The organism is Enterococcus sp. AZ015, assembly GCF_050499225.1.
Classification (GTDB): domain Bacteria; phylum Bacillota; class Bacilli; order Lactobacillales; family Enterococcaceae; genus Enterococcus_D; species Enterococcus_D entomosocium.
In genome coordinates this window covers 2,962,783-2,984,412 of sequence record NZ_JBMHEX010000001.1, presented here as the reverse complement: position 1 = coordinate 2,984,412, position 21,630 = coordinate 2,962,783, and the positions used below count along the sequence as shown (strand labels likewise).

Here is a 21,630-nt window from a genome sequence, read left to right as displayed (position 1 = left end):
ATGAAACAATTGGATCAATTAGAGAAAAGTGGTTGAAAAATGAATAAACGTTTAAGCACAAGCCGCTATATTACCGGGTTTGACGGCATTCGAACCTTGGCAGTCATCGGCGTTATTTTATATCATTTACTACCTACTCATATGCGAGGCGGGTATTTAGGAGTTCCAGTATTCTTTGTCGTATCAGGTTATTTAATCACTGACTTGCTGAGGCAAGAGTGGGATCAAAACGGCAAAATCAAAGTCAAAGATTTTTATGTTCGGCGGATGAAACGGCTCTATCCAGGAATGGTGGTGATGCTGCTTATCTCAGCAGCGTATATCACTTTGTTCCAGCGAAACCTGCTGAATAATTTGCGCGGGGTTTTTGTTAGCTCGCTGCTGTATTACAACAACTGGTGGCAGATCAATCATGGGTTATCCTATTTTGATCGGTTCGGCAATGAATCCCCCTTTACCCATCTGTGGTCACTGGCTGTGGAGGGACAGAACTATCTGATTTGGCCTTTAGTGTTTATTTTGTTGATGAAAATCGGCAAGCAGAGGCATCGCGCCTTTAAATTTACTGCCGCAGTCACGATTTTATCGGCAATTCTGTTAGCGGTCCTTTACACACCAGGCGCTGATCCGACACGGGTCTATTATGGAACAGATACGCGGCTCTTTTCGATCTGGATGGGGAGTGCCTTAGCATTCATTTGGCCAAGTACCCACTTGAAGAAAGAGATACCGCAAAAAGCCAAACGGGTCTTAAATATCTCTGGTTTTGCTTCTTTGGCTGGTCTGATCGCAGCGTTCTTTTTCTTAGATGATCATTTGACCTTTGTCTATTATGGCGGCATGTTCTTGATCAGTATCCTATGTACGATTCTTGTGGCAGTCACCGCTCATCCCGGAGCCAGTTTGAATCGTGTATTGAGTAATCCGATTTTCAGTTATATCGGCAAGCGCAGTTATGGGATCTATTTGTATCAATTTCCAGTGATGATTTTTTACGAAGCAAAAGTGGGAAATATCGGTGAGAACGTGCTGATGCACACGTTAGTGGAACTATTCTTGATCTTGTTTATCAGTGAATTGTCCTATCGGTTTATCGAAAACCCAATGCGTAAATTCCAGTACAAAGATACATTCAGAACGGTCCGCGGTTGGTTCAGTAAACCAATTTTTAGTTGGAAAAAACCGTGGTTAGTGCCCAGCTTACTCATTACCCTCGTTGCTTTGTTTGGCGTCGTGACTGCACCGACGAATTATGTCGATGCCCAGCAGCAGCAGTTGAAAGACAACATTGCGGCCAATAAAAAAGCGGCAGAGCAATCGCAAAAGAACGCGAATGCTGAAGGAAATGAAGCGGATGATGAGGCGAACACGAGTGAAGATGAAAAAAATATCATGGAAAAGTATGATTTAACAGCAGCCCAAGTGAAAAAAGCGGAATCTCTTGAAATCACGGCTTTTGGTGATTCTGTGATGCTGGATGCAACGGCTGACTTGAAAGAAGTCTTTACCCAAGCGGTAGTTGATGGGGATGTTGGGCGCCAGCTGTATGCGAGCCCTGAATTGATCAAAGACTTGAAAGAAAAAAATCTTTTGCGGGATACCGTCCTTGTGGGGCTAGGGACGAATGGTTCCTTTACAGAAGCCCAATTTGACAGCTTTATGAACGAGATCGGTGATCGCAAAGTCTACTGGATCAATGTACGGGTACCGACACAGCGTTGGCAAAATGAAGTCAATCGGATGTTGGAGCGCATGGCGGAAAAATACGACAATATGACCTTGATCGATTGGTATGATTTGAGTAATGACCAAGAGTCCTGGTTCTATGAAGATCGGGTCCATCCAAATCCAGATGGCATGGATCAATACGTGAAGCTAGTTGCCCAAACGATTTTACAAGAGGAATAAACAAGAAAAAGACAAACCTTATGCAATCATAAGGTTTGTCTTTTGTCTTAAACGGTATTTTGTAAGAGCATCGTTTTTTTAATCCTTTTCTATCACCGTTAACAAAGACTCAAATAAAATCGCACTAGAAGCCGATCCGGGATCGATATGACCGATGGCACGTTCACCAACATAAGAGGCACGGCCTTTTTTAGCCACTAGTTCTTTGGTATGCTCTTTCGCTGCTTCGATCGTGTCTTTGGTCAATTCACCTTTTTTCAAGGCTTCTGCGACAGGTTGCCACACATCGACCATCGTTTTGTCTTCAAACTCAGCTTTTCCCCGCATTTTGATGCCGGTCAAGCCTTCTTCAACGATCGTACCTAATTGTTCAAAGGAGTCGATTGTTTCTAGTTCCTTCGTTGCTTTGGTCATATTCATAAACGCCGAACCATAAAGGGGACCCGAAGCGCCGCCGACTTTTGAGATCATTGCCATCGAGAAGACTTTAAAGGTATCACTGATCGTCGTTGGCTTTTGTTTGGCATAAGCATCTTGATAAGCGGCTACGCCGCGTGCCATATTGTTGCCATGGTCACCGTCGCCGATCGGTGTATCTAAATCGCTTAAATAGGCCTTGTTTGCTTCGATTTCTTTCGTGAAGGTATCTAACCATGCTTGCACCGTTTCTGTTGTCAATTGCATCTCTATTCGCTCCTTTACCAGGCTATTGTTGTGACGGCTTCATTTAACGCATCGGTGTGATCCGTTTCGCTGAAGTCGATCAAGGTCAGTGAAAGTCCCTGCATATCGATGGAAGTCATGAAATTGCCGACTTTATGGAAGGAGACAGGGATGTCTTTTTCTGCGAGTAATTTCGCGACATCATTGGCAAAAACGAATAACTCCATTTGCGGCGTACCACCCATACCGTTGATCAAGACACCGACTTTTTCTGGGGTCTTTTCATAATCCGCCAAGATTTTTTCCACCAACTCTTTTGCTAGTTCACGTGAGGGTTTCAGTTTTTCTCGACGGTAACCAGGTTCGCCGTGGATACCCACGCCATACTCGATCTCATCATCGGCTAAGTCAAAACCTGGTTTCCCAACTTCAGGAACTGTTGCCGCTTTTAATGCGACCCCAATGGTTTTGATCGATGCAACCAAGGCATCGCCCAGTGTTTTTAATTCACTTAAGCTGGCACCATTACGAGCAGCTGCGCCTAAAATCTTGTGGACTAAGACCGTACCGGCAACTCCTCGTTTCCCAGCAGTATAGGTGCTATTTTCAACAGCGATATCATCATCAACGACCACGATCTCCGTTGTGATCTCTTCCATTTCTGCCATATCTTTGGCCATCTCAAAGTTCAAGATATCGCCAGTATAGTTTTTGACGATCAACAAGACGCCTTGTCCTTGATCAGAATCTTGGATAGCCGTCAAAATCTGGTCGGGGGTAGGGGAGGTGAAGACATCGCCTAAAACGGCGGCGCTAAGCATCCCATCACCGACAAAGCCAGCATGGGCCGGCTCATGTCCGCTCCCACCGCCAGAAACAAGACCGACTTGTTCTTTTTGATTATTCTTAGCGATCACCCGTGAGTCGGCGACTTGATGGACCAGTTCAGGATAACTGCCTACGATACCAGCCAACATTTCTTCTACGATCATTGAGGGATCATTAATGATTTTTTTCATGCTTCATGCCATCCTTTCTCGGCTGCTTTTTTTGCTTCTGCAACGATTTGTGCCAAATCATCACTAAAACCAGCGGTGATCGCTGCAGCAAAGGCACCTTCCACCAGCGGCGCGTCGATCAGGTGATAGCGTTCTTGTTGCTGAGGTTCCAGCATGTCGTAAGCAAGTTCGGCATTCAAAACGGCACTGCCTAGATCGGCAAAGACTAAGATCAGTTCAGCATCTGCGGATTCGTTGACGGCATCCACGATTTTCGTGGCGTCAGAACCCAGCTCTCCTTCTGCTGTCCCGCCTAAAGAATAGATCGTGACTGACTCGCCATCAGCCATTTCTTCGATCATCTGTTTTAATCCTTCGGTGAGTTGCTGACTGTGAGAAACGAGTAAAATACTTTTTTTCATCCAATTTCACCAACACTTTCTGATTAAATTTGGCTGTTTGACAAGGGGGTTGCCTTTTCCAAAGAAACACCGTCCTTGTTGAAACCGCCTACAGGTTCAGTATACCAAATTTCTTTCTTCTTGTATGGTTGCACCTATGGAGAGGACAAAAAAACAGCATCGTCTTTCTGGACAAAGCAAGAAAGAGCGATGCTGCAAAATCAATTAGGATTGTTTAACGAGCACTTTGGCTGAAAAGCGCTTCGTTAGGAAAGAAAGCCCCACGTACAGGCAGATGTTCAATGCCATCATGCCAAGGAAGTAAGGCAATGTTACGGCGGTCAAGAAACCGACTTCCAGCAATCCGTGGAAAAGCATTGCTGCGACATAGATCCCCACGGTAGTGGTAATCGCTAAGAACAATCGCAATGGATTTAATGGCAAGCAAGAGCGAATCACAGCGATACAGCTGATCCCGATCAACAAATAGTACAACAAGGTCGTCGTATCAAATTGCGACCAACCGTAATCGGTTTGTAAAAAGCGGATCGCAAAGTAATTGACTAACACCAACAAGGCATTTGGCAACGCATTGAGCAAGACTGTCGGCAAGTAGCGCCCCTTGATCGGTGCTTTGTTTTCTTCAAAGGAAAGGAAGAAAGAAGGATAGCCTTCAATTGCTAAGTCGATCAATGTGATTTGGATCGGCAAGAACGGAAAGGCGCTGGATGTCAGGATACAAACCAAAGAGAGCAAGAAGCTGTAAATCGTCTTGATAAAGAAGATTCCCGACGCTTTGGTCACGTTATTGACGACGCGGCGTCCTTCAAATAAAACATCTGGCAACGTAGTAAAGTCAGAATCCAATAAGACAAAGTTAGCGATTTGACGAGCCGCACTGTCGCCAGCAGCCATTGCAATGCTGACGTCGGCTTCCCGTAGTGCCAACACATCGTTGACGCCATCACCCGTCATGGCAACGGTCCGTTGATTGGCTTTTAATTCTTGAACGAGTAGTTTCTTTTGTTCAGGAGTCACACGACCAAAGACCGTATAGCGTGTCGCAGCTTCTCGGACTTCTGCTTCGGTCGTTAAGGTAGAAAGATCGATGGCTTGATCGGCATTCGCTAGGCCTGCACGATGGGCGATCGCTGCGACAGCTATTGGATTATCGCCAGAGATCACTTTTAGATCGATGCCTTGATCCGCTAAGTAAGCCAAGGTTTCTTCTGCGTTTTGGCGGATGATATCGGATAAAATCAAGACAGCCACCGCTTGTGCGTTGGTTGGGTCAAAGGATGTTGGCGTTTTTGGATCAGTTTCTACGGCTAAAATCAACACCCGTAGACCAGCTTCTTGCGCTTCTATGACTTGCGGCAAGGCAGCAGAGCCGGCGACTTTTTCAGGTGCACCAAGATAGACATTTCCTAGATGTTCAAAAGCCACAGCACCCCATTTGCGCTGTGAAGAAAAGGCAGCGACGTCGATCGGCTGATGATCCGTTAGCTCAGGACAGCCTTGACGCAATGCTTGCATCGTCAAATTGTTATCCGTACTGGCTGCCAAATAATTCCCTAAGAGCATGTTAGGGTCGCTGTCGGCTTGGAGAGGAACGATCAATTCGAGAACCATATGGCCTTCCGTCAACGTCCCCGTCTTATCCAGACAAAGGGTATCGACATGCGCTAAGGTTTCAACGGCATACATGTCTTGGACCAAAATCCGTTTTTTTGCCAATTTAATGACACCTGTCGTCAAGGCGATACTGATCAGCAGGACAAGTCCTTTTGGTAACATTCCTAATAAGGCAGCGGCAGAAACGACGACGGATTCCTTGATCCCAGCATCTCGCATCATAAAGGCTTGGAAGAACAAAATCACCCCTAAAGGAACGATTACATAGCTGGTGAATTTGGATACACTACGGATCGAAGCAAGCAGCTCAGAGCGGATCGGTTTGTGGACCTTTGCCTCATTGCTTAGTTTCGCTGCGTAGTTTTCTGCACCGACATGAAGGACTGTTCCTGTCATTTCACCGCTGACGATGAAACTCCCTGAGAGTAAGGAAGCACCTGCTTCTTTGACAACCAGATCGGCTTCACCAGTCAGCATCGCTTCATTGACTTCGACTAGTCCAGAAAGCACAGTCATATCAGCGGGGATTTGGTCCCCAGCACCAAGAATAACTACGTCCTCTAAGACCAATTCTTTGGCTGAAATCTCATGGATTTGGGCATCTCGAATCACTCGTACCGTTTGCGGTGAAACAAGTGAGAGTTTTTTTACTAAATTACGCGCGTGCAATTCTTGGCTGATCCCAATGGTGATATTCACAAAAATAATCGCTAAGTAGAACATGTTGGAATAGGCGCCTACGGCAAATAAAAAAACGCCAATCAATAGATTGAGAAAATTGAATAATGTCAGTAAATTGTCTTTGATGATCGCAGCAGTTGATTTACTGGTTTTTGTTTCATAATCATTGTGCAACCCCTCTTGGGTTTTCTTGGCGACTTCTGCTGCAGTCAAGCCGGTGGGTAATTGAGTCATAAGCATCTCCATTTCATTTGTTCATTTCTTTCTAATTCCTTTATATAGTCTAGCATTCGAAAAAGGCAATGCAATCGTTGCGAGGAAAATAACGATAAAATTAATTAAAATCTTAAACAATCAACACGTGTTCTTTTAAAGAAAGAAAAAAACTGGGGGAACAAACCGCACCATCGACTTTTTTCAGGTGCTTACGTATAATAGGGGAAGAGAAAAAGCCGAGAAGCAGATGCTTAGCGGACAAAAGAGGGTAGCGAGCATGTCTTTAAAAGAAAAAATTATTGCAGAAAGCAAGCGGCTTGGCATTGACAAAATCGGGTTTGCTTCAGCGGAGCCGTTTTTGGCATTGGAGCCTTCCTTGCGGGAACAAAAATCCAAAGGTCATACGTCTGGTTTTGAGCATCCCGTGATCGAAGAGCGTATCTATCCTGAACGGACATTTGAAAATCCGCAAACGATCATTGCGATCGCTTTAGCTTATCCGACAAAAATCAAAGAGAAAGTCCCGCGGGATGAAAAACGCGGCATGTTTGCCCGTGCCTCGTGGGGCATCGATTACCATGATATTTTGCGAGAACGATTGGATCGCTTGATCGCCTTTATCAAAGAACAAGCGCAAACGATGGAAGAACAAGTCGAATGGCGTTTCGCACCGCAAGTCGATACAGGGGAATTGGTGGATGTGGCGGCAGCGCAGCGGGCGGGTCTTGGCTTTATCGGTCGTAATGGCTTGCTGATTACGGAAGAATTTGGTTCGTTTGTTTATCTAGGGGAGATCGTCACTAATATCTCTCTTGAACCAGATGAAGAAGTCCCGTTTGGTTGTGGTGATTGCATGCGTTGTGTGACGGCTTGCCCCACCAAAGCGTTATTGGGCGATGGTCGAATGAATGCCCAGCGCTGTTTGTCCTATCAAACCCAGACGAAGGGTATGATGCCAGAAGAGTACCGCAAAAAGATGCATAACGTGATTTACGGCTGCGATATTTGTCAGCTGGTCTGCCCTTATAATCGGGGGAAAGACTTCCATTTTCATCAAGAGATGGAGCCTGAAGTCGATACCGTTTATCCAAAACTGCAACCGATGCTGTCTTTATCAAACAAAGCCTTCAAAGCACAATTTGGACATCTATCTGGCTCTTGGCGGGGGAAAAAACCTCTGCAGCGTAATGCCATCATCGCCTTAGCCAATGTGGGAGACCGCAGTGCCTTGCCAGCGATTTGGCGCTGTGCGACAGAAGACGTGCGCCCAGTGATTCGAGGAACGGCTTATTGGGCCATTGGCCAGTTGGGCGTCAAAGAACCAGAAATGTGGTTAGAGCGACTGCAACGGTGTGCAGAGTTAGAACCCGAAGAAGAGGCGCTACAAGAATTGCAGCCTGCCATCGAACGATTGCAAGCAGTCATTACCAAAAAGCAGGAAAAAGAGCTATAAAAAAAGCAAAACGAGCCCGGGGCCGTTTTGCTTTTTTATTTAATCTAGTACGTCATCACTTTCAACGATTTCTTCTGAATCCAGTTCAAAATCAGGTGCTGGATGCACACGTTCAGGCAGTTCCATTTCTAACTCGCCGTCTTCTGTATACTGATTGTCGGTATCGGCAACGTCAATTAAAATTTCTTCAGGAAGCTCTTGTTCTAACCGATAGCCTTCTGCATGACGCGCATCGAGTAATTCCAAAAGATGTTGCCACTCGTCTTTCGAGATCACTACAACGTCAATGCCGTCTTTGTTTTGTACCTCCACAACAGAGGAAAGATCGGTGCCGACCGTTTTAATGATCGATTCCAACGACCATTTACTCGTTTCTAAGTCAATTTTTTGTGCCATAAGAATTACTCCTTTTTGTGAAAAATTTTGTCCTACCTTAATTGTAACGGGAAAGTTGCAGAAAACAAAATAGCTTGATTGGGAATCGTCGCTGATATGCGCAAGAACATTTGCACAGCGGCTTTAACCAAGGTAAGATAAGAGCAAGAAGGGAAGGAATAAAAATGACAGAAAAACAGACATTTCATGTGAATGGGTATTTAGCACTGGTTGTGCTAATCGGGTTATTAGTTGGCGGCGGTTATTTGTTTTATCATGGGTTCGTAAATGAGAGCGTTCTCGAAATCGTTCTCAGTATTCTTTTATGGATCGTTTCGTTTCTTTTCCTTAGTTCGTTAACGATCGTACAACCCAACCAAGCCAAAGCGATCCTCTTTTTTGGGCAATATTTAGGAACCATTAAAGACAACGGCTTGTTTGTGACAACCCCATTAACCCAAAAAATCAATGTTTCATTGAAAGTTCGCAACTTTAACAGTTCGCTGTTGAAGGTCAATGATTCAGACGGAAACCCGATCGAGATCTCGGCAGTGGTGGTATTTAAAGTTGTAGATACCGCTAAAGCATTGTTTGATGTCGATTATTACCAAGACTTCATTGAGATCCAAAGTGAAACAGCGATTCGTCATATTGCGACGCAATACCCTTATGACACGTTCAATGACGATGATCTGACGTTGCGAGGCAATACAAGTGAAGTCTCGGAGGAGTTGGCAAAAGAATTGCAGGAACGATTAGCTGTTGCTGGGGTCGAAGTCATAGAGACCCGCTTAAATCACCTCGCGTATGCGACTGAGATCGCTAGTGCGATGCTGCAGCGCCAACAAGCTAAAGCAATTTTATCAGCACGGCAAATCATTGTTGAAGGGGCCGTCTCCATGACACAAATGGCGTTAGAACAAATCGAAGACGGACAGGACATCAATTTCACAGACGACCGCAAAGTCCAACTGATCAATAATTTATTGGTGTCGATCATTACCGATAAAGGCACTCAGCCGGTGATCAATACGGGCGATGTCAAAGAGAAAGGAGTGTAGCATTTGAAGAAACTTTACATCAAACAGAAGGTTTTCAGCATCGGCGAAAAATTTACCGTGACCGATGACTTACAAAACCCTCGCTATTATGTCGAAGGCAGTTTTTTTAAGATCCCGAAAAGTTTTACGATCTTCAATGAGCAGCAGCGACCGATCGCGCAGATCACCAAAAAAGTGTTCAGTTTATTACCAAAATTTTTTGTGGAAGTCCACGGCCAAGAAGCGATCGTTTTAGAAAAACATTTCACATTTTTTAAAGCCCGCTATTCCATCAGTGCAGAAGGCATCGATGTGGACGGCAATTGGTGGGATATGGATTTTGTGGTCAACCGCAACGGCAAGCGGATCGCAGAGATCCACAAAAAATGGATCTCTTGGGGCGATACCTATGAAGTCGTGATCTATGAAGAAGATCTAGATGACCTGATCATTGCATTAGTGGTAGCCATCGATCGCGTCAAAGCAGATGATGCCGCAGCGTCAAGTTCAGCAAGTAGTTAGAAAAAAAGGAGCGATGTGCATGTTATACGGTTCGATTGAAGCAGGCGGTACAAAATTTGTGTGTGCCATTGGCGATGAAGAAATGACGATCAAGGAAAGAGTGAGCTTTCCGACAACGACACCTGAGGAAACAATGCCTTTAGTCATTGATTTCTTCAAACAATACCAAGCAGATTTAGCAGGGATTGGGATTGGCTCATTTGGGCCTATCGATATCCATCACGATTCTGCCACTTATGGGTACATTACCTCGACCCCGAAATTGGCATGGCAAAATTTTGATTTCATCGGTACCATGAAAAAAGAATTTCCGATCCCGATTTCTTGGACAACAGATGTCAATGCGGCTGCCTATGGTGAGTATGTCTTCGGCAGTGGCAAAGGATTGAGTAGTGTCGTTTACTACACGATCGGTACAGGTGTTGGCGGCGGTGCCTTACAAGAAGGGCGCTTTATCGAAGGATTTAGTCATCCAGAAATGGGGCATATGCTGGTCGTCCCTCATCCAAAAGATGACTTTGCTGGCAGCTGTCCATTTCATGGCAACTGTTTAGAAGGGATGGCCGCTGGACCAGCCATCGAAAAACGCTTAGGGAAAAAAGGACAAGAGGTTGCAGAAGATGATCCTTATTGGGAGATCGAAGCCTCCTATATTGCTCAATGTGCCTACAATACAACCTTGATGTTTTCTCCAGATGTGATCATTTTTGGCGGTGGAGTGATGAAACAGCGCCATATGCTGCAAAACGTCCACGACGCATTTGCAAAATTGGTCAATGGGTATGTCGAAACGCCTGAGTTAAGCAAATATATCGTGACCCCAGCATTGGAAGACAACGCTGGAACCCTCGGTTGTTTGGCATTGGCTCGAGAAGCGGTCTTACATTCATAAATAAAAAAAGATCATACTCTTTGGGTATGGTCTTTTTTTGCAGCGTATCAGTGGCGCTTTTGGCGACTTTTTGTATACTTAAGCTGAGGTGGAAAAGAATGAAATTAGCTGTTCGAAAAAGAAAAATCGGGAATATTCCGGTCTTAGAAGTCGTACCAGAAGAAATGATTTATGAGCCGCTGCCATTGATTATTTACTATCATGGCTGGCAGACGAGTAAAGAATTAGTGTTGACACAAGGCAGAAAGTTGGCTAGAGAAGGTTTTCGGGTGGTCTTGCCAGATGCAGCCAATCATGGGGAGCGCAAGACCCAGCTATCGGAGATTCCTTCTTTAACTTTTTGGCAAAGTATCCAAACCAATCTATTTGAGTTTTCTTACTTAGTCGATTTTTTTGAAAACCTTGGTTTGGTCAACGGTCAGATCGCAGTTGGCGGTGTCTCCATGGGAGGGATGACCACGTGTGGTTTATTATGCCAGCATCCAGAAATCACAGCGGCAGCTTGTATCATGGGTTCTCCTTCCATGTTGAAATACCGTGACCGCATCCAAATGCACGCCGGCGCTGCTGGGTTCTTTGTACCCGAGGATTATGGTCAGCTTTTAAGCTGGATGGATGCTTACGATCTGTCTTCTCAACCAGAGAAATTAGGACAGCGTCCTCTTTTGTTTTGGCATGGTACCCAAGACGAGAAAATTCCTTATGCTGATGTGGAAGCCTTTGTGGCAGAAAATCCAGAAGCAAATCTGCAGTTTATCTCGCGAGAAGAACGCCATCTGGTGCGTGGAGAAACGATGGATCAAGTCACAGCTTTTTTCGTGGCAGAGCTCAATAAAACCAATCCATGACACTGTTTGCTCAAAGAAAAAGATTGTGTGAAAAGGTACAAGCATAAAACTCGTTTTTTGTCACGCGATAACCTATACTGTAGGGTGCAAAAAAAGGAGGAATTGGTTTGACATACCGCGTTTTATTATTTTATAAATATACAACAATTGAAGATCCGGAAAGCTTCGCCAAGGAGCATTTAGCATTTGGAAAAGAAATTGGCATCAAGGGCCGTATTTTAGTAGCCAATGAAGGGATCAATGGCACGCTTTCTGGAACGGTTGAAGCGACGGATCGCTATATGGAAAAAATGGAAGCTGATCCCCGTTTTAAAGGGATTTTTTATAAAATCGATGAAGTAGAAGAACATGCGTTTAAAAAGCTATTCGTTCGTCCGCGCAAAGAATTGGTTTCATTGAACCTGGAAGATGACATCGATCCATTAGAAATGACTGGAAAATATTTAGATCCTAAAGCGTTCAAAGAAGCTTTGTTAGATGAAGATACCGTGGTGATCGATGCCCGTAACGATTATGAATATGACTTAGGCCATTTCCGGGGAGCCGTTCGTCCTGATATCCGCAGCTTCCGTGAGTTGCCGCAATGGATCATCGATAATAAAGAAAAATTTATGGATAAAAAAGTCGTTACTTATTGTACTGGTGGTATCCGTTGTGAAAAATTCTCAGGCTGGTTACTGCGAGAAGGCTTTGATGATGTGGCCCAACTTCATGGTGGTATCTTTGCTTATGGGAATGACCCAGAAGTTCAAGGCGAGCTTTGGGATGGCAAAATGTACGTCTTTGATGAACGCATTAGTGTGGAAATCAATCATGTGGATAAAAAAGTTATCGGTCGCGACTGGTTTGATGGCACACCTTGCGAGCGCTATGTAAACTGTGCCAACCCAGAATGCAATCGCCAATTTTTGACTTCTGAAGAAAATCAAGCTGCCCATTTAGGTGCCTGTAGCTATGATTGTGCCATCCACGAACACAACCGTTACGTGGAACAACATGGGATCACAGAAGCGGAAAAAGCTGAACGGCTAAAAAACTTTGCAACAAACAATGAAACAGTCACTGCCTAAAACGACAACTGTTTCACAGGAAATAATTGAATAGAAGGGTCGCACGTGAGTCCGAAAACTGGTTTAGCTCAGTCAAGTTTTCAATCTTCCGTGCGACTTTTTGAATGGACAAAATTGGAAACGACCGTTTTTTAATTATCTGAAAAATCTAACTATTCCAATTGTTCTTTTTTCTTTCCTATCGAGAAAAAACGCAAGGCTCTCGCATATTTCACGATTTTAGAGTAAACTATACCTAATTGTGGAAGAGGAAAGAGGAATTCAGATGAAAATTGTTATTGCTGGTGCAGGTGCTATGGGCAGCCGTTTTGCTATTATGCTAAAAAGAGGCGGAAATGACGTCACGTTGATCGACGGCTGGCCGGCGCATATCGAAGCGATCCGTGAACACGGATTACGAGCGAACTTAAACGGTGAAGAGATCGCAGTCCCTTTTTCGATCTATTCGCAAAATGAGATCCCAACGACTGTACAAGCAGACTTGATCCTGGTCTTTACTAAAGCGATGCAACTGGATCAAATGATGCAAACGATCAAACCGATGATCGGAGAGCAAACGAAAGTCTTATGCTTATTAAACGGGATCGGTCATGAGGACACTATTGAAAAATATGTCAGCACGGATAAAATCTTTTTAGGAAATACCATTTGGACGGCGGACTTGATTGGTCCTGGTAATGTTCGCTTGTTTGGGGATGGTTCTGTAGAACTGCAAAATATCGAACCGGGCAAAGAAGAAGATGCCCGTCAATTAGCGGCAGTCTTGGCTGATGCTGGGTTAAATGCGTCTTATTCTGAGAACATTCGCTACTCCATCTATCGCAAAGCCTGTGTCAACGGCACACTAAATGGTTTGTGTTCGATTTTAAATGTGAATATTGCCCAATTCGGACAAACCTCAACGGCGCGTGCGATGGTCCAAACGATTGTGGAAGAATTTGCGGCAGTTGCTACCCATGAATCTGTTGAACTGGATGTATCCGAAGTAGTCCACCATATTGAGGAAACCTATGATCCAGAAGGCATCGGAATGCACTATCCATCCATGTATCAAGATTTGATCAATAATCATCGCAAAACCGAGATCGATTATATCAATGGCGCAATCTCACGAAAAGGCCGCAAGTACCAAGTGCCAACGCCTTATTGTGATTTTTTGACTCAAATGATCCATGCCAAGGAAGATATTTTAGCAGCAGAGTAAACACTTCTGCGAAGGTAATAACTCTTAAAATCGCTAGCAGTCAGTAGCGATTTTAAGAGACTGCATCCAAATCATTCAGCAAAAAAGGGCTCTTTGTCAATAAGGACTGATGAGTTGTGCAAAATCAAATCTGGGTCAGAATGAACCACATTCTGGCTCAGATTTTTTGTTATCTTACATTGATTAATTGATTGATCAAAAAGATTCTAATTCTCATGTTCTCGAATGATTTAAATCCGTAGGATACTCGTTTCATTGTCTTTATGTGGGTATTCTTCGCTTCTATTTTTCCATTGGAATAAGGATAGATCATTGCGTTGGTGATGCCTTCTTCATAAGTCAGAAGGTTTTGAAGCTTCTCCCGAAAGCCGTCATCTAACGTTTCGGGAAGTTCTGCCAATATGCAGAAAAATAAGTCAGGGTCTTTGTCTCGAAAGGCTTCAACTAATTCATGAAAAAAGGGATACGCCTCCTTCAGGGGCGTAGAAAACTCAAGCAATCGATCAATCATCATTGCTTCAGTAAGAAATGGGTATTTTGGTGCTCGGAAACTTTTCCATGTTTTGTATTCATAATGGTTGATGTTTGCACGATTTTTTAGCAAAAAGCGCCAGTTCTTTTTCAGTTTTTCTGCCTGGCTTTTCTGTCCGGCTTTACGAAGTTCATTCATTTCACGGATACGCAACTCATTGAACGCTTGATTCATGTGTTTGACAATATGAAACCGATCAATCACTACTTTCGCATTTGGCAGAACACGTTTGGTGAGCTGGAAGTAGGCGGCGTTCATGTCTGTCACCAAGAATTCTACTTCTTCTGGATTGGTACAACCTAAGAAATAGCTTGTTAATCGAGGTAATTTACGCGTAGGCAAAACATCTATTAATTTTCCTGTTTCGCCATCTGCGCAAATAAAGCTCATTTTATCTTCTATGGAAGCATGCGAACGAAATTCATCAACCATCAATACTCTGGGGAGAATCTTCTTAGATTGCTTTGGTAAATAGCTTTTAAACTCTTTCAATGTACGAATAACGGTGGTCAAAGATACCTGACAGCTTTTCGCAATAAAAGATAAAGATACTTTTTCAGTCAGTAAAGAAGCAATTTTATATCTAACATGATTTGCGATTGAATGTCTGGGTTGGACAAAATAACTTTGAGCAGTCCAATGGGTTCGGCAGTTTTTACAGGTATAGCGCTGCTTTTTTAGGCGCATAACCAAAGGCATATGATTGTATTGTTCAAAACGGACAATCGTTTCCTTCTTCCCATTTTTCACTATAATTGCTTTCCCGTTTCCATCTACCACAGTAGAACCACAACTTCTACAAGCACGAGGAGTAGGCGAGAGAACAGCATCGACGACCAACGTCTTTTTCTTCTGAAGGGTCTCGTAAGAGACCTCTATAATCATCAAATCTTTCTCTATTATTCTCAGCATTTTTTTGATAGAATCATTCATATAGCATATCGTCCTCTCAGTTGTTTATTTTGTGGTGATTTAATCATACTAGAGAACGATATGTTTTTTAATACCTAAAATGAAAATGGGACTGAAGAATCAATTCTGATTCATCAGTCCCATAAATTATAGAGCCCAAAAAAGTCTTTTCGCTCGCTCATAGCAGAAACACTATGAGGGCGAAAAGACTTTTTTTATTGATTTCGAGTGAGTCTGCTTATTTTTTCTTGATGCGAATCGCATAAGAATCCAACAATATTCGAGCAATGACCGATAAGGGCAGTCGTGAGCGGACTTCATAATCAGGGAAAAAGGAAATTTCTGATTTGAAGCCAATCAAAGAAAGCTCGACTAATTCCAGCAAGCGGCTTTCTTTTGAGGCGGTGATCAAAAGCGATCCGATTTCTTTGTCGTAACAATTTTGAGCCGCGATGACTAATTCTTCGGTTTCCCCATTTAATGAAACAAAAATCACGGTATCTTCTTTGCGTAAACGCTTACTGATCGTAGTGATAATATTGGGATCAGTGTACAACTCACAATATTTATCCACCAGTTGAAATTTTGTCTTCATTTCTTCCCCAATCAATTCTGAAAAGCCCTGTGCAAAAATAACGATTCGTTTCGCGTTGTATATTTTTTGGATCGCATCTTCAATAGTGCCCGTATCCAGCATATTTAAGGTACGAATGACTTCTTGTTCATTTTTAATAATGGAGCGACGGATCTCTTCATCCACCATCTCCACGTTTGAAAAATTCAAGGTCATATTCGATTGCTCTTTTAAATGATGTTTAAAAGAGGTGTAGCCCTCATAGCCCTTTTTCTTCATGGTTCGGACGATCGTTGTCGTTGAAACATTTGCCAGTTCACTTAGTTTGATAATCGAAAGGCTCGGAATTTCTGAAAGGTTTTGCGTAATGTAATTCCATAAAAATAGTTCTGCTTCACTTAATTTGTTGTCCATCTTGCCACCTCTTATCGCTATTTTAGTGTGATTGTATCTGAAAATCAAATGGAATCAAACAAGATTGAAAATGTTTTCAACAGAATGGATCGTTTTAGAAAACATGTACATTCAGAAACAGTGCATACTTAAGGTACAGCAAGGAGGAACAATTATGGGAACGATTTACACATGCACGATGAATTTAGCGATTGACTTATTTATTGAAACAGAACAGCTTTTGCCTCAAGTTGTCAATCGTACACTAGATGATGATATCCAAGCCAATGGCAAAGGGGTGAACGTTTCTCTTATTTTGAAAATGCTAGGTATTCCCAGCACTGCTTTAGGATTTAGTGGTGGCTTTACAGGAAAATATATTGAAGATTTTTTAAGCGAAAAGCACATCAAGAACGATTTTGTAGCGGTTAATGGAATGACAAGGATCAATGTCTTTACACAAGTCAACGAAGAAAACAAAGAATATAAATTGGTCAATCAAGGACCAGCGATCAGTCCAGAAAATGTGGAACGATTGTTAGCAAAAATCAAGACTCTTGTTCCAGGTGATTTTCTCTGTGTTTCTGGGAGTTTGCCAAAAGGTGTTCAGCCGACGGTTTTGATTGAGATCAGTAAAATCTGTCAGGAACGAGAAGTCAAGCTGATTATTGATAGTAGTTATAAGGAAGTTCGGGAATGTTTGCAGTATCGTCCTTACTTAATCAAACCAAATGAAGAAGAGTTAGCGACACTATTTGATGTCGCCACGATCGCACCCGAAGATTATCAGAAATACGGTCAAATGTTAATTGCAGAAGGAGCGCAAAATGTGTTGCTGTCTTTAGGAAGTGAGGGGGGGATTTTTTTAAATGAAGCAACTTGTCTGATCGCTAATGCTCCAAAAGGCAAAGTGGTAAATACAGCCTGTGCGGGAGACAGCTTATTAGGGACCTTTATTGCTGGGATGGTTCGCAAGGAGAAGGTTTCTCATACATTGAAAAGAAGTATTGCAGCGGGAAGTTCAACTGCTTTTAAAAAGGGATTGACTGACTTTTTAGATATCCCTGAATTGGAAGCGCAAATACATGTTCATAGAAAGGAAGTCCATAAATGACAAAATTTCAGATAGTAGCTGCGACGGGATGTCCGACGGGGATCGCGCATACGTATATGGCACAAGAAGCATTAGAGCAAGCCGCTAAGAAGCGAGGCATTTCGATCAAAGTAGAGACTCATGGACAGATTGGGATCGAAAATGCATTGACTGCTAAAGAGATCGAAGCTGCCGACGCAGTCATTATCGCGGCTGATAAAGATGTTCAAGCCGAACGTTTTGCAGGCAAAAAAATCATTGATGTCCCGGTAGCTTCGGGCATTCGCAATGCGGATCAATTGATCGCTGATGCCTTAGAGGGTGCAGGGAAAATCAAACAGTCGAAGCAATCTGTTCCGACCGATAAAGAAGAAGTAGCCGTCAGTGGGATTGGACATACGATCTACAAAAACTTAATGAATGGTGTCTCTCATATGTTGCCGTTTGTGGTCAGTGGGGGAGTCTTGATTGCTATTTCATTTCTTTGGGGGATTTATTCGGCTGATCCAACTAACGCTCAGTACAACGAATTTGCTGCCCGACTCAATGGAATCGGTGGTTTTGCTATGAGTATGATGGTCCCGATCCTATCAGCATTTATTGCGGAGAGCATCGCGAAACGACCAGGACTAGTGGTTGGGTTTGTTGGGGGCTTGATCGCGGCAGACGGCGGCACTGGTTTCTTAGGTGGGATCGTTTCAGGTTTCTTAGCCGGTTATGTCGTGCTAGGTCTGATAAAGGCATTGATTCTTTTACCTAAATCATTAGATGGTTTGAAAGCAATTTTTCTTTATCCTGTTTTAGGAGTCTTGATTACAGGACTGATTATGGACTTTGTGTCAGGACCGATGGCAACAATCAACGAAGCAATGATGTCCTTCTTAGCTGGTTTCGAAAACTCTAGTCCCTTTGTATTAGGAATTATTGTTGGCTGTATGTGTGCATTCGATATGGGAGGACCAATCAATAAAGCAGCTTATGTAACAGGTACTGCTTTATTGGCACAAGGAAATACTAGTTTCATGGCAGGAGTTTCGGCAGCATGCATTGCCCCACCATTGATTACAGGTTTTGCCGTTTTATTCTTTGGGAAGTATTTTGATGCAAATGAAAAAAATGCTGGATTAGTCAATTTTATCTTAGGCTCAACACATATTACAGAAGGAGCGATTCCTTTTGCGGCAAAAGACCCGCTGAGAGTGTTACCGATCATGATGTTTGGTTCTTCGATTGCTGCTGTACTGACCTATCTCTTCAAAGTGCAAGTGCCTGCACCTCATGGTGGCTTCCTGGTATTACCCGTTGTTACTCATGGTCTTTTATGGGTAAGTGCGATTTTGGCAGGATCGATCGCAGGTGGTTTGTTGCTAGGATTGGTTCAAAAAAGAAAAGTTGCCAAACAGAGAATGGACGTGAAAGCATGATTACGGAAGAATATATTTTTATCGATTCCCTCTTAAAGAATAAAGCAGAAGCTTTATCATTTCTAGCAAAAGAAAGTCGGAGACAAGGCGATGCTACGAATGCTTCAGAAGTGGAAGCAGCATTTATCCTTCGAGAAGAACAAGGCTCTACAGGCATGATGGATGGTTTTGCCATTCCTCATGCGAAGAGCAGTGTTATTAGACGACCATTTATTAGTGTAATCAAACTTAGAGAAGCAATCGATTGGGACAGTTTAGACGGACAAAAAATCCATACGATCATCGCTATGTTTATACCAGAGAATGAAGCTGGGAGTACCCACCTTACGATTTTATCTCAAGTGGCAAGGATGCTGATGAAAGAAGATTTTAAAAAAGCGATCCAAACAACTACTTCTAAAACAGCTTTACTACAAGTAATGAATCAGTATCTAGAAGGGAATTGAAAAAATGACTACGACAATGAAGCAACCGATAGCAGTAACAAAACTTTGTAATTCAAAAGGAATCATCAGTGCCTTAGCGATCGATCAAAGAGGCGCATTAAAGAGGATGCTAAGTCAATATAAAAAAGAAGTGTCGGATGCAGCGATCGAGCAGTTTAAAACCATCGTCTCTGAAGAACTAACACCCTATGCATCGGCTATTTTATTAGATCCAGAATACGGACTTCCGGCAGCAAAAGAACGCGCTCAGCAAACTGGTCTATTGATGGCTTATGAAAAAACGGGGTATGACGCAACGACGCCTGGGAGACTCCCAGACTCGTTAAATTATTGGTCAGTCAAGAAGCTCAAAGAGGCAGGAGCAGATGCCTGTAAGTTTTTACTCTACTATGATGTAGACGAAAGCGATGCGATCAACGATCAAAAGAAAGCTTATATAGAACGAATCGGTTCTGAATGTCTGGCGGAAGGGCTGCCCTTTTTCTTAGAGCTAGTCTCCTATGATGCGACCATTTCGGATAACACATCGAAAGAATACGCAACGATCAAACCACATAAAGTCAATCAAATGATGAAGGTTTTTGCGGAGTCGCGCTATAACGTGGCTGTTTTGAAAGTAGAAGTTCCTGTCAATATGAAGTTTGTTGAAGGGTTCGGAAATGAAGTTGTCTATACACAAAAAGAGGCTGCAGCATTCTTTAAAGAACAAAGCCAAATGACTGCTTGTCCATTTATTTTTCTTAGCGGGGGCGTCAGTGCGGAGCTTTTTCAAGAAACCCTCCGTTTTGCCAAAGCAGCTGGTTCAACCTTCAATGGTGTATTATGCGGGCGAGCAACTTGGGCAGATGGTGTTAAGGTATTTGCCACTAAAGGAGAAGCTGCTGCAAGACAATGGATGCAAACAGACGGTAGAAAAAACATCGAAACATTGAATGAAGTGCTAATGGAAACAGCTTCTTCTTGTCAGGCAACAACTGAATGATTTCTTTCAATGGGAATATCTGAACTTGGGGAAATAAGGTGTCAACATATGCTGGCTTCCAGACGGTTAAACGGATATCTGAGATTGACTTTCGCCGAAGTCTTCATTTGAAAAAGTCAACGAGTTGGGTCATTCTTAAGGAGCGTACTAACCAATCTCCGCCTTTTTAATACACTCTAATTTCAATCGTTTCAATTAGCTTAGGGAATTTTCCTAAGCTTTTTTTGTGGAAGAAAAAGGTAGGAGTTTTTCTTTCTTTGACTGCTTGTTATTGGAGTGGCTTTGTTGTGGAAAAATCGAGAGCAATTAGTACACAAACCATCCTTTAAAAAAGAGTGGATGGCTCCATCTAAGGAGAAGATAGGATAGAATAGAAGTCGCTTCAACATGAATTCTTTCAGTTGCAAAATAAAATTGCATTGTTTTATAAGGCAAACGGTCTGAAGATTATTCAGTGAATTCGTACACTTTTTTTCCAGATCTTTGAAAAAATCCTGTCTTAATTATTATTGGTCAACGCTTATACTGAAAGCGTAATCAAATTGTAGGAGGGAACGTATGAAAGACTGGTTAAATATAGCTGGAAAAACCGTGATCGTAACAGGAGGTTCTTCAGGAATCGGAAAGAGGATTGTCGAAAGTTTATTAGAGCAAGGGGTGAATGTGGCAAATTTTGACCTTACAGAAGCTACCCAACAACATGACAATTTGTTGTTTGTTGAAACGGATATTTCAGTAAGGGAAGAGGTGGAGTCAGGTGTAGAAAAAGTCGTTGAGCGGTTTGGAACTGTCGATGGTTTAGTGAACAATGCAGGGATCAATATTCCACGTCTTTTAGTAGATAAGAAAGATCCTCATGGGAAATATGAATTATCAGATCCTATTTTTGACAAGATGAGTGCAATCAATCAAAAGGGCGTTTTCCTAATGACGCAAACAGTAGCCCGAGAATTGGTCAATAAAAAATCTGGAGTCATCATCAATATGTCATCAGAATCAGGGCTTGAAGGATCTGAAGGGCAAAGTGCATATGCTGCTACCAAAGCGGCACTCAATAGCTATACAAGATCATGGGCAAAAGAATTAGGAAAATCAAATGTTCGAGTGGTGGGTATTGCACCCGGCATCATGGAAGAAACAGGTTTGAGAACGCCTGCCTATGAGGAGGCATTGGCTTACACAAGAGGGACGACAGTTGAAAAACTGCGAGAAGGATACACAAAAACGAGTACAATTCCTCTAGGTCGGAGTGGCAAATTGACAGAAGTAGCTGACTTGGTCTGCTATTACCTGTCTGATCGATCCAGTTATATTACAGGAGTGACAACAAATGTAGCGGGAGGAAAAACTAGGGGATAGAAATAGGGG

20 protein-coding genes are annotated in these 21,630 nt (G+C 42.9%); 13 read left to right on the top strand and 7 right to left on the bottom strand.

The features are described 5' to 3' along the window. The first annotated feature begins 39 nt into the window (after nucleotides 1-39). Nucleotides 40-1,908 carry an acyltransferase family protein gene (locus tag IGK85_RS13925; protein WP_008379546.1) on the top strand — a complete coding sequence of 623 codons (1,869 nt, stop codon included), beginning with the start codon at nucleotides 40-42 and terminating at the stop codon, nucleotides 1,906-1,908. Between the two features lie 78 nt (nucleotides 1,909-1,986). On the opposite strand, the gene dhaL is transcribed toward IGK85_RS13925, so the two are convergent. From dhaL to IGK85_RS13905, 4 genes are all read right to left on the bottom strand, one after another. Further along, complete coding sequence (dhaL, locus tag IGK85_RS13920; RefSeq protein ID WP_008379548.1) at nucleotides 1,987-2,592, bottom strand: dihydroxyacetone kinase subunit DhaL; 606 nt, start codon at nucleotides 2,590-2,592, stop codon at nucleotides 1,987-1,989. 14 nt (nucleotides 2,593-2,606) lie between these two features. Beyond that, entirely contained in the window at nucleotides 2,607-3,590 is a 984-nt protein-coding gene (gene dhaK, locus IGK85_RS13915) for a dihydroxyacetone kinase subunit DhaK (protein ID WP_008379550.1), read from the bottom strand. After that, a complete protein-coding gene (gene dhaM, locus IGK85_RS13910) occupies nucleotides 3,587-3,991 on the bottom strand; it encodes a dihydroxyacetone kinase phosphoryl donor subunit DhaM (protein WP_005228160.1) in 405 nt (134 codons plus the stop codon). Before dhaM ends, dhaK begins: the two co-directional genes overlap by 4 nt. 204 nt (nucleotides 3,992-4,195) lie before the next feature. Further along, nucleotides 4,196-6,520, bottom strand: coding sequence for an HAD-IC family P-type ATPase (locus IGK85_RS13905; protein WP_008379554.1), 2,325 nt, complete (start codon nucleotides 6,518-6,520; stop codon nucleotides 4,196-4,198). Between the two features lie 259 nt (nucleotides 6,521-6,779). Here IGK85_RS13905 and queG point away from each other — a divergent pair, with 259 nt between their 5' ends. Next, nucleotides 6,780-7,955, top strand: a complete 1,176-nt coding sequence (gene queG / locus IGK85_RS13900) for a tRNA epoxyqueuosine(34) reductase QueG (protein WP_008379556.1) — start codon at nucleotides 6,780-6,782, stop codon at nucleotides 7,953-7,955. Nucleotides 7,956-7,994: 39 nt separating this feature from the next. Here the strand turns inward: queG and IGK85_RS13895 are convergent, their stop codons facing one another. Next, complete coding sequence (locus tag IGK85_RS13895; RefSeq protein WP_008379558.1) at nucleotides 7,995-8,351, bottom strand: hypothetical protein; 357 nt, start codon at nucleotides 8,349-8,351, stop codon at nucleotides 7,995-7,997. A gap of 164 nt (nucleotides 8,352-8,515) precedes the next feature. Here IGK85_RS13895 and IGK85_RS13890 point away from each other — a divergent pair, with 164 nt between their 5' ends. From IGK85_RS13890 to IGK85_RS13865, 6 genes are all read left to right on the top strand, one after another. Further along, the gene (locus tag IGK85_RS13890) at nucleotides 8,516-9,391 is read left to right on the top strand and encodes an SPFH domain-containing protein (RefSeq protein WP_008379560.1); all 876 of its coding nucleotides are present in this window, start codon (nucleotides 8,516-8,518) and stop codon (nucleotides 9,389-9,391) included. Nucleotides 9,392-9,394: 3 nt separating this feature from the next. Beyond that, nucleotides 9,395-9,892, top strand: coding sequence for an LURP-one-related/scramblase family protein (locus IGK85_RS13885; protein ID WP_008379563.1), 498 nt, complete (start codon nucleotides 9,395-9,397; stop codon nucleotides 9,890-9,892). Nucleotides 9,893-9,911: 19 nt separating this feature from the next. Continuing rightward, complete coding sequence (scrK, locus tag IGK85_RS13880) at nucleotides 9,912-10,784, top strand: fructokinase ScrK (protein ID WP_008379566.1); 873 nt, start codon at nucleotides 9,912-9,914, stop codon at nucleotides 10,782-10,784. A gap of 98 nt (nucleotides 10,785-10,882) precedes the next feature. Beyond that, entirely contained in the window at nucleotides 10,883-11,632 is a 750-nt protein-coding gene (locus IGK85_RS13875) for an alpha/beta fold hydrolase (RefSeq protein ID WP_008379569.1), read from the top strand. Nucleotides 11,633-11,739: 107 nt separating this feature from the next. After that, nucleotides 11,740-12,702, top strand: coding sequence for a rhodanese-related sulfurtransferase (locus IGK85_RS13870; protein ID WP_008379571.1), 963 nt, complete (start codon nucleotides 11,740-11,742; stop codon nucleotides 12,700-12,702). A 265-nt stretch (nucleotides 12,703-12,967) separates the two neighbouring features. Further along, on the top strand, nucleotides 12,968-13,906 hold the full coding sequence (locus IGK85_RS13865) for a 2-dehydropantoate 2-reductase (protein ID WP_008379573.1): 939 nt from the start codon (nucleotides 12,968-12,970) through the stop codon (nucleotides 13,904-13,906). 169 nt (nucleotides 13,907-14,075) lie between these two features. Here IGK85_RS13865 and IGK85_RS13860 read toward each other — a convergent pair whose 3' ends face one another. Beyond that, on the bottom strand, nucleotides 14,076-15,371 hold the full coding sequence (locus IGK85_RS13860; protein ID WP_429972316.1) for an ISL3-like element ISEfa11 family transposase: 1,296 nt from the start codon (nucleotides 15,369-15,371) through the stop codon (nucleotides 14,076-14,078). 217 nt (nucleotides 15,372-15,588) lie between these two features. Continuing rightward, nucleotides 15,589-16,338, bottom strand: coding sequence for a MurR/RpiR family transcriptional regulator (locus IGK85_RS13855; RefSeq protein ID WP_429972315.1), 750 nt, complete (start codon nucleotides 16,336-16,338; stop codon nucleotides 15,589-15,591). A 154-nt stretch (nucleotides 16,339-16,492) separates the two neighbouring features. Between IGK85_RS13855 and pfkB the strand changes: the two genes are divergently transcribed. From pfkB to IGK85_RS13830, 5 genes are all read left to right on the top strand, one after another. Then, entirely contained in the window at nucleotides 16,493-17,431 is a 939-nt protein-coding gene (gene pfkB, locus IGK85_RS13850) for a 1-phosphofructokinase (RefSeq protein WP_008380326.1), read from the top strand. Then, the gene (locus tag IGK85_RS13845) at nucleotides 17,428-18,834 is read left to right on the top strand and encodes a PTS fructose transporter subunit IIC (protein WP_008380328.1); all 1,407 of its coding nucleotides are present in this window, start codon (nucleotides 17,428-17,430) and stop codon (nucleotides 18,832-18,834) included. The genes pfkB and IGK85_RS13845 overlap by 4 nt, the downstream gene beginning before the upstream one ends. Then, nucleotides 18,831-19,280, top strand: coding sequence for a PTS sugar transporter subunit IIA (locus IGK85_RS13840; protein WP_008380329.1), 450 nt, complete (start codon nucleotides 18,831-18,833; stop codon nucleotides 19,278-19,280). The genes IGK85_RS13845 and IGK85_RS13840 overlap by 4 nt, the downstream gene beginning before the upstream one ends. A gap of 4 nt (nucleotides 19,281-19,284) precedes the next feature. After that, the gene (gene lacD, locus IGK85_RS13835) at nucleotides 19,285-20,262 is read left to right on the top strand and encodes a tagatose-bisphosphate aldolase (protein ID WP_008380331.1); all 978 of its coding nucleotides are present in this window, start codon (nucleotides 19,285-19,287) and stop codon (nucleotides 20,260-20,262) included. A gap of 558 nt (nucleotides 20,263-20,820) precedes the next feature. Then, the gene (locus tag IGK85_RS13830; RefSeq protein WP_008380333.1) at nucleotides 20,821-21,621 is read left to right on the top strand and encodes an SDR family oxidoreductase; all 801 of its coding nucleotides are present in this window, start codon (nucleotides 20,821-20,823) and stop codon (nucleotides 21,619-21,621) included. Nucleotides 21,622-21,630 lie beyond the last annotated feature (9 nt).